The 14,354-nt window shown below is 47.6% G+C and carries 21 protein-coding genes; 18 read left to right on the top strand and 3 right to left on the bottom strand.

Annotation, left to right across the window (positions count from 1 at the left end):
• The first annotated feature begins 14 nt into the window (after nucleotides 1-14).
• From EXG77_RS11635 to gcvPB, 11 genes are all read left to right on the top strand, one after another.
• On the top strand, nucleotides 15-956 hold the full coding sequence (locus EXG77_RS11635; RefSeq protein WP_052017186.1) for a type II secretion system F family protein: 942 nt from the start codon (nucleotides 15-17) through the stop codon (nucleotides 954-956).
• A gap of 17 nt (nucleotides 957-973) precedes the next feature.
• Nucleotides 974-1,285 (top strand): competence type IV pilus major pilin ComGC, encoded by a 312-nt coding sequence (locus tag EXG77_RS11630; protein WP_023467559.1) that lies wholly within the window; start codon nucleotides 974-976, stop codon nucleotides 1,283-1,285.
• The gene (locus EXG77_RS11625; protein ID WP_035398319.1) at nucleotides 1,254-1,715 is read left to right on the top strand and encodes a prepilin-type N-terminal cleavage/methylation domain-containing protein; all 462 of its coding nucleotides are present in this window, start codon (nucleotides 1,254-1,256) and stop codon (nucleotides 1,713-1,715) included. Before EXG77_RS11630 ends, EXG77_RS11625 begins: the two co-directional genes overlap by 32 nt.
• Before the next feature lie 5 nt (nucleotides 1,716-1,720).
• The gene (locus tag EXG77_RS11620; RefSeq protein ID WP_050678401.1) at nucleotides 1,721-2,080 is read left to right on the top strand and encodes a type II secretion system protein; all 360 of its coding nucleotides are present in this window, start codon (nucleotides 1,721-1,723) and stop codon (nucleotides 2,078-2,080) included.
• Nucleotides 1,971-2,366 (top strand): hypothetical protein, encoded by a 396-nt coding sequence (locus EXG77_RS11615; protein ID WP_238987950.1) that lies wholly within the window; start codon nucleotides 1,971-1,973, stop codon nucleotides 2,364-2,366. The genes EXG77_RS11620 and EXG77_RS11615 overlap by 110 nt, the downstream gene beginning before the upstream one ends.
• Complete coding sequence (locus tag EXG77_RS11610) at nucleotides 2,363-2,635, top strand: hypothetical protein (RefSeq protein ID WP_231925701.1); 273 nt, start codon at nucleotides 2,363-2,365, stop codon at nucleotides 2,633-2,635. Before EXG77_RS11615 ends, EXG77_RS11610 begins: the two co-directional genes overlap by 4 nt.
• Nucleotides 2,628-3,113, top strand: coding sequence for a shikimate kinase (locus EXG77_RS11605; RefSeq protein ID WP_023467564.1), 486 nt, complete (start codon nucleotides 2,628-2,630; stop codon nucleotides 3,111-3,113). Before EXG77_RS11610 ends, EXG77_RS11605 begins: the two co-directional genes overlap by 8 nt.
• Nucleotides 3,110-3,424, top strand: coding sequence for a hypothetical protein (locus EXG77_RS11600; RefSeq protein WP_023467565.1), 315 nt, complete (start codon nucleotides 3,110-3,112; stop codon nucleotides 3,422-3,424). Before EXG77_RS11605 ends, EXG77_RS11600 begins: the two co-directional genes overlap by 4 nt.
• A gap of 184 nt (nucleotides 3,425-3,608) precedes the next feature.
• Nucleotides 3,609-4,691 (top strand): glycine cleavage system aminomethyltransferase GcvT, encoded by a 1,083-nt coding sequence (gene gcvT, locus EXG77_RS11595; protein ID WP_035398312.1) that lies wholly within the window; start codon nucleotides 3,609-3,611, stop codon nucleotides 4,689-4,691.
• Between the two features lie 13 nt (nucleotides 4,692-4,704).
• Nucleotides 4,705-6,051 carry an aminomethyl-transferring glycine dehydrogenase subunit GcvPA gene (gcvPA, locus tag EXG77_RS11590; protein ID WP_023467567.1) on the top strand — a complete coding sequence of 449 codons (1,347 nt, stop codon included), beginning with the start codon at nucleotides 4,705-4,707 and terminating at the stop codon, nucleotides 6,049-6,051.
• Nucleotides 6,044-7,513, top strand: a complete 1,470-nt coding sequence (gene gcvPB, locus EXG77_RS11585; protein WP_035398309.1) for an aminomethyl-transferring glycine dehydrogenase subunit GcvPB — start codon at nucleotides 6,044-6,046, stop codon at nucleotides 7,511-7,513. Before gcvPA ends, gcvPB begins: the two co-directional genes overlap by 8 nt.
• 66 nt (nucleotides 7,514-7,579) lie before the next feature.
• Here gcvPB and EXG77_RS11580 read toward each other — a convergent pair whose 3' ends face one another.
• Entirely contained in the window at nucleotides 7,580-7,960 is a 381-nt protein-coding gene (locus EXG77_RS11580; RefSeq protein ID WP_023467569.1) for a rhodanese-like domain-containing protein, read from the bottom strand.
• 138 nt (nucleotides 7,961-8,098) lie between these two features.
• Here EXG77_RS11580 and EXG77_RS11575 point away from each other — a divergent pair, with 138 nt between their 5' ends.
• The 3 genes from EXG77_RS11575 (at nucleotide 8,099) to hpt (ending at nucleotide 10,053) form a co-directional block, all read left to right on the top strand.
• Nucleotides 8,099-8,929 (top strand): lipoate--protein ligase family protein, encoded by an 831-nt coding sequence (locus EXG77_RS11575; protein WP_023467570.1) that lies wholly within the window; start codon nucleotides 8,099-8,101, stop codon nucleotides 8,927-8,929.
• A gap of 24 nt (nucleotides 8,930-8,953) precedes the next feature.
• Nucleotides 8,954-9,376 (top strand): transcriptional regulator MntR, encoded by a 423-nt coding sequence (gene mntR, locus EXG77_RS11570; protein WP_035398709.1) that lies wholly within the window; start codon nucleotides 8,954-8,956, stop codon nucleotides 9,374-9,376.
• A gap of 149 nt (nucleotides 9,377-9,525) precedes the next feature.
• Nucleotides 9,526-10,053 (top strand): hypoxanthine phosphoribosyltransferase, encoded by a 528-nt coding sequence (hpt, locus tag EXG77_RS11565; protein ID WP_035398306.1) that lies wholly within the window; start codon nucleotides 9,526-9,528, stop codon nucleotides 10,051-10,053.
• A gap of 57 nt (nucleotides 10,054-10,110) precedes the next feature.
• Here hpt and EXG77_RS11560 read toward each other — a convergent pair whose 3' ends face one another.
• Both EXG77_RS11560 and EXG77_RS11555 read right to left on the bottom strand, forming a co-directional pair.
• Nucleotides 10,111-10,512 carry an SA1362 family protein gene (locus tag EXG77_RS11560; RefSeq protein ID WP_035398304.1) on the bottom strand — a complete coding sequence of 134 codons (402 nt, stop codon included), beginning with the start codon at nucleotides 10,510-10,512 and terminating at the stop codon, nucleotides 10,111-10,113.
• 20 nt (nucleotides 10,513-10,532) lie between these two features.
• The gene (locus EXG77_RS11555) at nucleotides 10,533-11,465 is read right to left on the bottom strand and encodes a DUF1385 domain-containing protein (protein WP_035398303.1); all 933 of its coding nucleotides are present in this window, start codon (nucleotides 11,463-11,465) and stop codon (nucleotides 10,533-10,535) included.
• Between the two features lie 156 nt (nucleotides 11,466-11,621).
• Here EXG77_RS11555 and aroQ point away from each other — a divergent pair, with 156 nt between their 5' ends.
• From aroQ to accB, 4 genes are all read left to right on the top strand, one after another.
• Nucleotides 11,622-12,068 carry a type II 3-dehydroquinate dehydratase gene (gene aroQ / locus EXG77_RS11550; RefSeq protein WP_023467575.1) on the top strand — a complete coding sequence of 149 codons (447 nt, stop codon included), beginning with the start codon at nucleotides 11,622-11,624 and terminating at the stop codon, nucleotides 12,066-12,068.
• Nucleotides 12,065-13,129 carry a Xaa-Pro peptidase family protein gene (locus EXG77_RS11545; RefSeq protein WP_023467576.1) on the top strand — a complete coding sequence of 355 codons (1,065 nt, stop codon included), beginning with the start codon at nucleotides 12,065-12,067 and terminating at the stop codon, nucleotides 13,127-13,129. The genes aroQ and EXG77_RS11545 overlap by 4 nt, the downstream gene beginning before the upstream one ends.
• 35 nt (nucleotides 13,130-13,164) lie before the next feature.
• Nucleotides 13,165-13,731 (top strand): elongation factor P, encoded by a 567-nt coding sequence (efp, locus tag EXG77_RS11540; protein ID WP_023467577.1) that lies wholly within the window; start codon nucleotides 13,165-13,167, stop codon nucleotides 13,729-13,731.
• 168 nt (nucleotides 13,732-13,899) lie between these two features.
• Nucleotides 13,900-14,349, top strand: a complete 450-nt coding sequence (gene accB, locus EXG77_RS11535) for an acetyl-CoA carboxylase biotin carboxyl carrier protein (protein ID WP_035398302.1) — start codon at nucleotides 13,900-13,902, stop codon at nucleotides 14,347-14,349.
• Nucleotides 14,350-14,354: the final 5 nt, after the last annotated feature.

The following is a 14,354-nucleotide window of genomic DNA, read 5'->3' as shown; positions in this document are numbered from 1 at the left end:
AACGATATCATCGCTTGTTATCAAAAGGCATTTCCGCGAAAGAGACGTTACTCATTTTAAAACGATTCGAGCGTCAGCCGTTCTCCGAAGTAATCGGAGAAATGGAACGCTGTCTTGAAAAAGGAGACTCCTTTTCAGCATCGCTTGAACCGCTTGCGTTAACGAATACTTTAAAACGACTTCTTTTTGTTGGAGAAAGGACAGAACGACCGTTGCTCGTCCTTCGCCAAATCGTGAAACTGCTCGACCTCGAAACAGAAATGCGATCGAAGTTTTGGAAGATGATCCGGTATCCGCTTGTTCTAGCGACCAGTCTATTCCTCCTGTTCTTCTTTTACGCCCTCTACGTATTTCCGTCTCTCCTCGAGATGTCGGACCCGAAGACTCTCCCCTCATTTCTTCATCTCCTTCTTCACCCCTCTGCGAAATATCTGCTCGCAAGTATTCCCGTTATTTTGTTAACCTCCAGTTACCTCTTTTTTCGCTTTTTTCCGTTAAACCGTATTTTACGACTGAAACCGCTACAGCGTTTGATTCGTCTCTACTACAGCTATTTATTCACGATCGAAGTAGGATCGTTCATCGATGCTGGCTTCTCGCTTGAAGAGACCTTTCGTCATCTCGAGCAAGGACAAGCGAATAAAAAAGGACACCTCTATGCTCGTCTACATGCTAAACAACAGGCAGGGGAACCACTTGCAGAAGCGCTTGGCGAAGATGAAATCATCGAAGCCGAGACGATTGGAATCGTCCATTTGGCGCGGGAAAGTGGCGATCTTGGTCCGTTGTTGCTTGAACAAGCGACACTCTTGCATGAGTCGATGGAAGAGGAACTAGAGAAAAAGTTGTTATGGATCGAGCCGATTTTGTACGGCGGATTGACGATCATGACGGGAACGTTGTTTCTCATCTTGTATTATCCGATTCAGCTAGCGATACAGCAGCTTCCATTCTAAATAGAGGAGACGATACGATGAAACAATTCTTAAAGCGACAGGATGGATTCACCTTACTTGAGATGGCAGCCGTCTTATTGATCATTTCGTTGTTACTGCTCGTTTTGATTCCAACGATGACAAGTGGAAAGGACCAGGCGAAAGGTGTCAGTTGTGAGGCGAACATTCGAGTCATTCGGTCAGAGGTAAACCTTTACTATGCCAAAGAGAAAAAGTACCCGGAATCGCTCCAGACAATCAATCGCGGAACAGCTGATAAACCGAATGCCCTCGTCTGTGATCAGGAGACGTATACGTATGATCCGAAGACTGGCGAACTTACGAAGTGAACAAGGATTTACCTTATTTGAGATGACGGCGGTGCTGACAATCATTGCTTGTTTACTTGTTTTTTTGTTGCCGGCACTGTTTGAAAAACGACCGGACTGGATTCCGCTTGAACAAGAGGTTCGTCTGATGGAACAAGATATTCAGACACTTCGACTGATGCAGTACTCAAAGCAAGATCAAGCATTGATGCAGTTTCGATTTCGAGGGGACGGTACGGGATACCTTGTCCTTGCGGATGACCGGTTGTTATGGCAACGAACATTCCAAAATGGTCATACGTGTACCGTTCCGCCCTCGAATCGCATCATCTATTTTAAAAGCTATCACTCGATCTATGCAGCTACCTGGTCTTGCCGTTCGGCAACAGCCGAATATGAAATCAAATTCTTACTTGGGAACTATCAAATGGCAATCCGTAAAGTGAGGTGAGAAGTATGCAGAACGAACGCCAAGCGGGCTTCTCTTTGCTTGAAGTGATGCTCTCGATCGTTGCGATCGGTATCTTCATGACGTTAGCGATCGATCCTTATCTCGAGTTACGGACGAAACAAATGAAATGGGAACAAGAAACGGAACAGCTTGAGCAGATGGCGACGGATCAAGTTGAAAACCGAACAGCGTCCTATGTCCTGAAACAAGGAGCGTGGTGCAATGAAACGATGTGTCTTGCGAGCGGAATCCGGAATGACCCTTCTCGAACTGTCATTCGTCCTATGGCTGAGCCCACTTCTTCTGCTGGCAATCTTGACATTGACCCCACTCGTTCGTCCGCCGGAAGTCAACCGAATGAATGAAGAGTTGTTCTTTCATACCGTGGAACGATTGATGTGGCGCAGTACGATGTGTGAGCGCGTCGGAGACGAGATTCGTGGAATGGACGTCAATCCGGGAGAGACGGCTGAAAAGTGGCGTCTCGTCCGTGTGCAAGATCAACTACGTCTCAAGAAAGAACAGGGAGGTGAACTGACATACGCCCGCGACGTCAAACAATATACCGTGACAGGCGATGCCGAGATTCTCTCGATTCAGTTGAACGACAGCAGACGTTCCTTCCGATGCGTCAGGAAGGATTCATCTTGATTCAAACGTTACTGTTACTTCTAGGAATGGGAGTCGTGCTCTTGATTTCTTGTCAGCAGATTGACGAAGAGATGCGGCATCATCAGTTAGAGCAAGAAGCCCTTCAACTCGAGTCTCTCATCCGAGCGGCGAAAGCAGATTGTACGAAGGACGAGACCCTCCGCTACCCAATCGGACAAGTCAGCTGTACAGCGACCGATAAAGGCTTTAAAATGGAAGCGAGATTAGAGAATGGTCAAAGAATCGAGGCGGTCGTCACACATGAGTAAGGTTTATTTGATTGGGTTTATGGGAACTGGTAAAACAGCCGTCGGACATCGATTGGGTTCACAATACGAGGTCGACGAACTGGATGAACGGTTCGAACAGGAACATGGACAAACGATTACCGCTTTTTTCGCTGAGCATGGCGAAGCAGGGTTTCGTACACATGAAAGCGAATTGTTGAAGAGTAGCAAAGCCGAAGTGGTCGTCACAGGTGGCGGGATCATCGAACGGGAAGAGAACCGACTGTACATGCAGGAGTCCGGAACAGTCGTCTGGATCGATACACCCTTTGATTTGATTTGGGAACGGATCGCCGCTGATCCGAATCGTCCACTCGTGACAGAACGGGAACAAGTGAGACGATTGTTTGAACGTCGCTATTCCTTATATGCTGGAGTAGCTACTGTCCGACTTGAAGGAACGGCATCAATCGAAGAATTAACGCGTGCGATTGAAACTGTATTGGAGGAGAAGTCATGATTTGGATTACGTTAGGTATTATTTTATTGGCTATCATAGGACTCGTGTTGTTTGGATTCAGTCTTTACAAAAAGAAGCTGTCTCAGGATATTCGGCAGTTAAAACAACTGATGGAGCGCTTTACGATTCGTCAGCAAACCTTGCAGACGAACATTGATCATACGACGCAGCGAATCGATCAAATCAAAGGGAATATCAATCGAATCACTGAAGAAGGAAATCGTGTGAAGCAAGGAGCGAGCCAATTGGTGACGGAAGGTCGTCGACTCCAGGAAGAAATCAAACGAACTGCCGGAATCAAACAATTTTGAAATGGCTTTCATGGGAAGAATATGAAACAATAGGAGAGAAGGGACAGGGTCCTTTCTCTCTTTTTCGTATGTTCCTTTTTCCGAATAATACTAGATAATTATGATTTTAATTGGTAAGATGGATTTGAAAATGGAACATTAAAGAGAAGAGAGAGTGAAAACGTTCGTAAATAGGGGGATTTGTATGAGTCAAACGACATTGAAAAGAACACCGTTATTCGAAACGGTTTCGCAAACCGGTAAGATGGTGGATTTTGCGGGATTTGAAATGCCAGTTTTGTTTTCCTCGATTAAAGAAGAACACGTTGCAGTAAGGGAGAACGTCGGCATGTTCGATGTCTCGCACATGGGAGAACTGTTCGTCAGCGGACCGGATGCTCTGACGTTTTTACAAGCTACATTATCGAACGATATTTCAAAGATTGCGGTGGGGCAAGCGCAATATAACGTCTTATGCCAAGAAGACGGTGGGACAGTGGATGATTTACTCGTCTATCGTTTGGCAGAAACGGACTATCTTCTCGTCGTCAATGCTTCGAACATTGAAAAAGACGAACAACATTTACGTCACTATCTAACAGGGGACGTCACGCTTGAGAATCAATCGGAACAATATGGTCAAATTGCTGTCCAAGGACCACGTGCGGAAGCCATCCTTTCCGGCATGACACCACTTGTCTTATCAGAGATCAGATTTTTCAAGTTCCAACAGGGGACGGTTGCAGGAGTGGAAATGATCGTCTCACGCAGTGGGTACACAGGGGAAGATGGGTTCGAACTCTACATGGCAGCTGGTGACGCACCTGCTGTCTGGCAAGCACTACTTGAGCAAGGTGTCGTACCATGCGGTCTCGGGGCACGTGACACATTACGTTTTGAGGCATGTCTGCCACTTTATGGACATGAATTATCAGCAACGATTTCACCCATCGAAGCGGGAATGGGCTTTGCGGTCAAACCACAAGTCAAACCGTTCGTCGGTTCGGAAGTCTTGTTGCAACAGAAAGAACAAGGAGCACCGCGACGCTTGATCGGTCTTGAATTACTCGATAAAGGGATTGCGCGTCAAGATGCACCGGTTTGGCATGACGGGGAAGTCGTTGGTGTGGTGACGACAGGTACGTTGCCGCCGACAGTCGGAAAAGCGATTGCTTGGGCACTCGTTCCTGCAGAAGTAGCGGAACAAGAGCAATTTGAAGTGGAAGTACGCGGAAAACGTTTAGCAGCGAAACGAACAGCGACACCGTTTTATCGTCGCACGAAATAAGGGGGATATTTCTATGGATTTTCGTTATTTACCAATGACAGCAGAAGATGAGCAGGCGATGTTACAGACGATCGGTGCAGCATCGATCGAAGATTTACTCGCTGATATCCCGGCATCCGTCCGTGATAACGGTACATTGGAAGAAGTCGGCGTGCCACTTCCGGAAACGGACTTGATTCGGACGCTATCGAAGCTTGCCGACCAAAACATGAATACGAAACAATATCCATCGTTCCTTGGCGCAGGCATCTATGATCACTATGCACCTGCTGTCGTCAACCATATGTTACTGCGCTCAGAGTTTTACACTGCCTATACACCGTATCAGCCAGAGATTTCGCAAGGTGAGCTACAAGCGATTTTTGAATTCCAATCGATGATTTGTGAATTGACAGGGATGGATGTCGCGAATTCTTCGATGTATGACGGGATCACGGCGTTAGCGGAAGCGGCCATGCTTGCGTGTGCCCATACGAAGAAAAAGACGATCGTTCTTTCAGACGGCGTTCACCCGGAAGCACACGATGTCGTTCGGACGTATGCGAACGGTCCTGGACTAAACGTCGAGACATTATCGCTTGAGCAAGGTGTCACACGGATCGATCAACTCGATGCCATCGAAGACGTCGCCTGTGTCATCGTGCAGTATCCGAACTTCTACGGTCGTGTCGAAGAACTACAAGCATTGGCCGATGCGACACATGCACGTGGTGCGCTCTTCATCGTCTCTGCGAATCCACTGGCACTCGGTATCTTAGAAGCGCCAGGTAAACTTGGCGCTGACATTACGATCGGAGATTGCCAACCGTTCGGAATTCCACAAAGCTTTGGTGGACCGACATGTGGTTATTTCACGACGACAAAAGCGTTGATGCGTAAGATTCCGGGACGTCTCGTTGGACAGACCGTCGATGAGAATGGGAAACGCGGTTTCGTTCTGACGTTACAAGCACGTGAACAACACATTCGCCGTGACAAGGCGACATCTAATATCTGTTCGAACCAAGCGTTGAATGCACTCGCTGCTTCGATTGCGATGAGTGCACTCGGAAAACGGGGTATCCGGGAACTCGCGACACGTAACTTGCAAACGGCACATGCCTTAAAACAAAAGCTGAAACAGGCTGGCTTTACGATCGTTGACGATGGACCGAGCTTCAATGAATTCGTCGTTACGCTACCAATCGACGCGACACGTGCGAGTCAACAATTGCTCGATCACGGGATCATCGGCGGTTTGCCGTTAGGATCGTATGACGCGGCACGTCAAAATGAAATGCTTGTTTGTGCAACGGAATTACGGACGAATGAAGAGTTGGATCAATTCGTGACAGCGTTAGGGGGACTCACACATGAATGAGCAAACATTGATCTTTGAAATTTCTAAACCGGGTCGTATCGCCTATAGCTTACCGTTACCGACTGTCGATGAGGTGGCAGTAGAAGAATTGTTACCGACCTCGATGTTACGGAAGGAAGACGTGGCGCTACCGGAAGTATCTGAACTGGATCTCGTCCGTCACTACACGGCACTCTCGAACCGTAACCATGGTGTGGATTCTGGATTCTATCCACTCGGGTCATGTACGATGAAATACAACCCGAAAATCAATGAAGATATGGCACGCCTCCCTGGGTTTGCACACATTCACCCGCTTCAACCAGTCGAAAGTGTCCAAGGGGCACTCGGTTTAATGTATGATCTGCAAGAAAAACTCGCAGTCATCACAGGAATGGATGAAGTGACGCTCCAGCCGGCGGCGGGAGCACACGGTGAATGGACAGGCTTGATGTTGATTAAGGCCTACCATCATGCACGTGGTGACTTTAAACGGACGAAAGTCCTCGTACCGGACTCGGCACACGGAACGAATCCCGCATCGGCATCAGTCGCTGGATTTGATACCGTGACGGTCTTATCGAATGAACGTGGTCTCGTTGATTTAGCAGACTTAAAGAAAAAAGTCGGTGACGATACAGCGGCACTCATGTTGACGAATCCAAACACGCTCGGTTTATTCGAGTCGGATATCGTCGAAATCGCAAAAGCGGTGCATGAGGCAGGCGGAAAACTGTACTACGATGGTGCGAACTCGAATGCGATCATGGGCATCGCTCGTCCAGGAGACATGGGCTTTGATGTCGTCCACTTGAACTTGCATAAGACGTTCACAGGACCGCACGGTGGCGGCGGACCAGGATCGGGTCCAGTAGGGGTCAAACAAGATTTGATTCCGTATTTACCGAAACCAATCGTCCGCAAAGAAGAAGATCGTTATGTCCTCGACTACGATCGCCCGGAAGCAATCGGTCGTGTCAAACCATTCTACGGTAACTTCGGCATCAACGTTCGTGCCTATAGCTATATTCGGACGATGGGTGGGGCAGGTCTCGCTCGCGTCTCGAAAGAAGCGGTCTTGAATGCGAACTATATGTTGGCTCGTCTCAAAGGTGCGTATGACGCGCCATACGACGTCTATTGCAAGCACGAATTCGTCTTGTCGGGTAAACGTCAAAAAGCATTAGGTGTCCGGACGCTTGATATCGCTAAACGTCTGCTTGACTTTGGATACCATCCACCAACGATCTACTTCCCGTTGAACGTCGAGGAGTGTATCATGATCGAACCGACGGAAACAGAGTCGAAAGAAACACTCGATGCCTTTTGTGATGCGATGCTCCAGATTGCAAAAGAGGTCGAAGAGACACCGGATGTCGTCTTGAACGCACCACACACGACGGTCGTCAAACGGATGGACGAGACACTTGCTGCTCGAAAACCGGTCTTACGCTACGAACCAAAACAAGAAGTACACGCATAAGCTGTTTCATAAAAAAGAGGATCTCTCCGACGAAGGAGAGACCCTCTTTTTGCGATGAACGAAGCATTAGCTCCGTTTGATTTTTCCTGACCACTGCTTGAATCCGCCTTTTAACTGATACAGATTCGTATAGCCTGCTTTTTTCAAGACTTTTGCAGCCTGTGAAGAACGCATGCTCCCTTGACAATACAAGTAAATCGGCATGTCTTTTCGTAATTCCTTCGAGCGCATCTTCATTTGGCTGACCGGGATGTTACGGGCACCGACGATGTGTCCACCTTTGAATTCCTGTGTTTCGCGAACATCGACGATTTGTGCTTTACGGTAGTTCGCACGGAATTCTTCTTGCGACAATTTCGTGATGCCTTTGACCGGCATGAAACGCCAAGCGATGTAGGCGATCAGCGCGACCCATAATACGATCGTAATGATAGTTCCAGTTTCCATATTCGACTTCCAACCCCTTCGTTCGTTTAACCTCTGTTTCATTATAGTCAACGAAATCGATTTCGGCAATCGACTCGTGATTGCGCGACCGAGAATGGGTTTGATACACTAAGACGGAAACGTTTTGGGGGTGCTCAAGTGAACAGAGAGTGGCAAGTGTTGACGACGCCGGCGATGGAGCCGGCAATGAACATGGCAATTGATGAAGCATTGATTCAGTTCGTCGGGCGTGGTGAAATCGCACCAACGCTTCGTTTTTACTCATGGGAACCACGCGGACTAAGTGTTGGTCATTTTCAACGGGCAACCCGTGATATCGATCGTGAGCGGATCGCAGAGCTCGGGATTCCAATCGTGCGTCGGATGACAGGAGGGCGCGCTGTCTTGCATGCAGACGAGTTGACATACAGTGTCGTCATCCCGGAAGATACAGAAGGTTTACCACGCACGGTCATCGAAAGTTATCGGATGTTGACGGAAGGGATTCGCAAAGGATACCATCACCTCGGCATTCCGGTCGAATTTTCCGTTCCGTTGACGGAAGAGGAAAAAGAAGAATTACGGAAGCCGAAATCAGCCGTTTGTTTTGATGCAGCATCGTATTATGAACTCGCTGTCGGAAAACGGAAAGTCGCCGGAAGTGCACAAGTCCGCCATCAAGGCGTTGTCCTGCAGCACGGCTCGGTCCCGCTCTCTGTCGATGAAGGTGAATTGTTTGATTGTTTCTTGTATGATGATGAGTCAACGCGCGAGCGGATGAAAGCACGTTTTTCAGGTAAAGCTGTCGCTTTGAATGAGCTAGCAGGTCGCGCTGTCGCATTTGACGAGGTACGAGAAGCGTTTACGAAAGGCTTCGAAGAGGCGCTTGATTTGTCGTTCGTTCCGTTAACGTTCACTAGCGAGCAGTGGCAGGAGATTGAGCGTCTTGCCGAGAAATACCGTAGTGATGAGTGGAACTGGAAACGCTAATGAATGAAATGGGAAGGTGATGTCGTGCCAACTCCGAGTATGGAAGATTATTTGGAACAAATTTATAAACTGATCGAAGATAAGGGATATGCCCGCGTGTCGGATATAGCGGAGTCGTTAGGAGTTCACCCGTCCTCGGTAACGAAGATGGTTCAAAAGCTCGACCGGGAGACGTACCTCGTTTATGAAAAGTATCGGGGTCTCATGCTGACGCCTAAAGGACGCAAAATCGGAAAGCGTCTCGTGGAACGACATGCCTTACTTGAAGATTTTCTTCGTCTCGTTGGTGTGGATGAAGAACTGATCTATAAGGATGTCGAAGGAATCGAGCACCATATTAGTATCGAAGCATTGGATAAGATTAACGGAATGATTCAGTTTTTCGCGGAACGTCCTGGTTTGAAAGAGGAACTGCATCGCTATCAACAAGCCCATCCAGAGGATTGAGGCTTGTTTTTATTGATTTTTTCTTTCTAAAAAACTCTCAAACACGAACGATTCATTACAATTTTATGATAAAGTGCGCATTTTAAGGTAGGTATGCTATACTGAGCCTGAAAATGGACGAAGGGGGTGGCGGGTGTTCGCACCTTGTCATGGAAATCACGATTAAAGAAAAATTAGTGTCGGAGTCACAACTGAAAGAAAAGGTTCGTGAATTAGCACAACAGATCGAAGTGGATGCGGCTGGGCGTCAAATCGTTCTCGTCGTCGTGTTGAAAGGGTCGATGGTCTTTGCTGCGGATTTGATGCGCGAAATCAAAGGAAGCGTTCAAATTGATACAGTCGCGTGCTCTTCTTACGGAACAAAGACCGTCTCTTCAGGGCGTGTTCAGTTGAAGAAAGATCTCGATCTTGATGTTCAAGGGAAATATGTCGTCGTCATCGAAGATATCATCGACACAGGGCGGACGCTCCATTTCTTATGTGATCACATGAAATTGCATCAACCTGGAGTTCTCAAAGTTTGTACATTGCTTGATAAACCGGCACGTCGTGAAGTAGAACTCGACGCAGACTATGTCGGTTTCGAGATTCCGGATTACTTCGTTGTTGGGTACGGAATCGATTGTGCTGAGGAATACCGCAATCTACCGTATATCGGTTGGGTCGAAACGGATTAAACACGAAAAAAGGAGGTTCGTCGCGTGACGAATCTCCTTTTTAATGTACTTCTGAAATTAGAAAGCACGTTTTTTCTTTTTGCCTTTTTTTCCTTCGATGACTGTCAGATGAGGCGCTTTTGAACGATCCCGCAACGGTCTGACTTTATTCGATGCCGGCGCTTTTGAAGATTTGACCGGTTTTTTCTTAAAGTCCGTTCGGCGAACAGAATTCGAAGAGCCATGCATTTTTTTTGATTGAGCGACGGATTTTCGGTACTGGGCATTTACGCCCGTTCCGACGCTTCGATTACGAGTCAGGAACTTAAAGAGCAAGAAGATGATCCCGGCGGTAATCCCGAAGAACAGCAATTGTGAAAACAGACTACTTGGATTGTTGACGAGTTTATATCCGAAGCCGACAAAAGCGAACAGTAACACGACGAGTGCAAATGTAGAACCAATGCGTTGTCTGATCATAATATCACCCCTGTTATCGATTAACCCAGTGCATTCTCATGTAGGTTATGTTCCTGTTTTTCCAACGCTTCAAACGCATAAATCGCAACCTCGATCTGTGCATCGTCCGGTTCTTTCGTCGTCAAGTACTGTAACCATAGGCCAGGCAAGGCGATGACGCGAAGTCCTTTGATGTGCTGTGCTTTATTCGTCAGCTGTAACACTTCAAATGAAAGACCGATGACGACCGGTAATAAAGCGATCCGGCAGACGAGACGCAACCAAAGCGGATCCGTTGGCACGATCAGATAGACGAAAAATCCGACGATGACGGTGAAGATCAAGAAACTCGAGCCGCAACGGTAATGAAGACGACTGCTGACGCGAACATTCTCGACCGTGAGTGGGCGTCCTGATTCGACGCAGTTGATGACCTTATGCTCTGCACCGTGATATTGAAAGAGCCGTTTGACGAGCGGAGTCAATGAAATCACGTAGAGGTAACTGAACAAAAGCGTTAATTTGATTGTTGCTTCGATGACATTTTGAATGACATGTCCCGATAAAGCAGGGATCACATCGAATAATGATGCAAGGAAAGCAGGTAGTAACGTAAAGAGTAATTTACCGAAAAAGAATGATAGGATCCCGACGACAGCTACGCCGAGCCATTTCGTCAAGGGGCTGGCAGTCGTTTCTTCCGGCTCTTCTTCACCAGGTTTGACACCGTATCGGTCACTTGCGAAGTTCATATGACTGGCGCCATTCGCTGAGGACTCCATTAAAGCAAACAAGCCACGTAGAAGTGGGATTTTTTTACCTTTAGCGATTCGTGGTCGAACCGGCTTTTGTTGGGCGAACGTCTCGATCGACGCATCATTTCGACGAATCGCAGAGACCGCGTGGGTCGCATTTTGGAACATGACGCCTTCGACGATGGCTTGACCACCGACCGGCGGATTAGTCGTTTTCATAATAGAACGCATCCCGTCTTCATTAAAATTAGGTGTATCGTCAGTGTACTTGATTTACGACAAAAAAACTATGTTCGACTCGTCAAAACGAGGTAATCTTTAGGAGTCGGAAATCGGGTTATGATACAATGAAAAGGAATTCGAGGAGGTGTTTTTTTGCGTGTCTTGATATTAAACGGACCAAACTTGAATTTACTCGGAACACGCGAACCGGATACATATGGAACGGCGACATTAGCCGACTTAGAACACGACCTTCGCACTTATTTTCCGAACATTCAGTTTCGGTTTGAACAATCGAACCATGAAGGACGACTGATTGATGTTCTTCACGAGGAACGGGGAGCGGACGGCATCGTCTTCAATGCGGCTGCCTACACGCATACGAGTATCGCGTTACGTGACGCGATTGCTGCAATCGAAGCGCCCGTCATCGAGGTCCATCTATCGAATGTCCATGCACGTGAATCCTTCCGGCATCATTCGATGATCGCACCCGTCTGCCAAGGTGTCATCGCTGGACTTGGCATGACGGGATATCGTCTGGCAACGGAGGCACTCCAAGCTTTACAACAATCGGAACAAGGGGGAAATCAATCATGAAACAACGGATCGAGGCGTTACAAGCAGCTTTAAAGGAACGGGACCTTCCAGGATTACTCGTCACGAAGGCAGAGAATATTCGTTACATTTCCGGCTTCACTGGCTCAAGTGGTGCATGTCTCGTAACAGAAGAGCAAGCGTACTTCGTGACGGATTTCCGTTACACGGAGCAAGCGGCAGACCAAGTTAAAGGAATGGAGATCGTCCAAATCGAACGGTCGATTCCAGAGACGATGGGCGAATTGATGGCAGGAGCGCGTGTTCGCGCGGTTGGTGTCGAAAAGGATGCGATGACACTTGGTGCTTTTGAAGCATACGATCAAGCTTCGGCAATCGAGCTTGTTCCGACGACAGGAATCATTGAAAACCTACGCTTGATTAAGGATTCGTCAGAGATTAAGATGATTAAGGAAGCGGTGGAGCTCGCAGACGCGACCTTCCAACACATCTTGACGTACATTCAACCAGGACGAACGGAACTTGAAGTATCAAATGAACTAGAATTCTTCATGCGTAAGCATGGAGCGACGTCTTCTTCTTTCGATACGATCGTGGCATCGGGCTATCGTTCTGCCTTGCCGCACGGTGTTGCCAGCTCGAAGGTCATTGCGACAGGTGAACTCGTCACGCTTGATTTCGGAGCGCTCTTGAACGGTTATGTTTCAGATATCACACGGACTGTCGCAGTCGGTCCGATCAATGCCGAGTTGCAGAAAATCTACGATACGGTCTTACAAGCGCAACTAGCGGGTGTCGACGGCTTAAAACCAGGCATCACTGGGATCGAAGCGGACGCGTTGACACGTGATATCATCAAAGAAGCAGGTTACGGTGAATACTTCGGTCACTCGACGGGACACGGTATTGGTCTAGAAGTACATGAAGGACCTGGCTTGTCGTTCCGCTCTGAGACGAAACTTGAACCAGGCATGATCGTTACGGTCGAACCAGGTATCTACGTGCCGCAAGTTGGCGGATGCCGGATTGAAGATGACGTCTTGATCACGGAAACAGGTCGAGAAATTCTTTCGTCTTCACCAAAAGAACTGATCACTCTCTAATTCAGAGTGACGGGACATTTTAGGAGGAACCATTCATGGTATCAGTAAACGATTTAAAAACAGGATTAACGATTAAGACTTCAGACGGTATGATTTGGCAAGTACTTGAATTCCAACATGTTAAACCAGGTAAAGGGGCAGCTTTCGTTCGGACGAAAATGCGTAACATCCGTAACGGAAACATCCAAGAGATGACATTCCGTGGTGGTGAGCGTGTCGAGCGTGCACACATCGAGCGTAACAAGATGCAATACCTTTACCCAATGGGCGAGACTTACGTCTTCATGGACACAGAATCGTATGAGCAATTGGAATTGACGACGGCGCAAGTCGAAGCAGCTCTTCCATACTTGCTTGAAAACATGGAAGTTCAAATCGCGGTTTACAACGGCGAAATCCTCGGTCTTGAATTACCGAACACAGTCGTCATGACGATCGTTGAAGCAGAGCCTGGCGTTAAGGGTGATACAGCTTCGAACGTCAAGAAAAATGCGACAGTGGAGACAGGTCATATCATTCAAGTACCACTCTTCATCGAAGCAGGCGAAAAAGTAACGGTTGATACACGTACAGGTGATTTCACAGGTCGTTACAACGGATAATATTGAAACGACAAGACGTCTCTCACCTTCTATCAGGTCGAGAGACGTCTTTTTTCATTCAGCTTGACTTGCATCCAATGGTATGACCAGTTAATATAAGTATTTGAGTAGGCATTAGCACCTGGTATAATAATTGTGAATACAGCATAGATGGGGGAAGAATGACAGATGAAAATCGATCAGTTGAAACAAGTACTCGAAATGCTCGATCAGTCGAGTGTAAATGAACTCTCACTCGAGACGGATACGTATAAATTAAAGTTGAAGAAACAAGGAGAAACAGTGACGGTCTCGCACCAAGCACCTGTTGCTCCAGTGGCGGCGCCTGCTCCTGTGAAGCAAGCGGCAGCACCAGTCGAGGAAGAGGCGACTGCGGATGATACGGTCACGATCAATGCCTTGATGGTCGGAACGTTCTATTCGCGTCCGAATCCAGATAAACCTGCATACGTCAAAGTCGGTGATCAGATTGAAGTGGGTCAGATCGTTTGTGTCCTTGAAGCAATGAAACTCTTCAATAACTTAAACTCGGAAGTATCTGGAACGGTCGTCGAGATTCTTGTCGCCGATGGAGATCTCGTTGAATTTGGTCAACCACTCTTCCGGATCCGTCCGTAAACGGG

The organism is Exiguobacterium sp. OS-77 (assembly GCF_000414195.2).
Classification (GTDB): domain Bacteria; phylum Bacillota; class Bacilli; order Exiguobacteriales; family Exiguobacteriaceae; genus Exiguobacterium_A; species Exiguobacterium_A indicum.
This window is presented reverse-complemented; position numbering and strand designations above follow the sequence as displayed.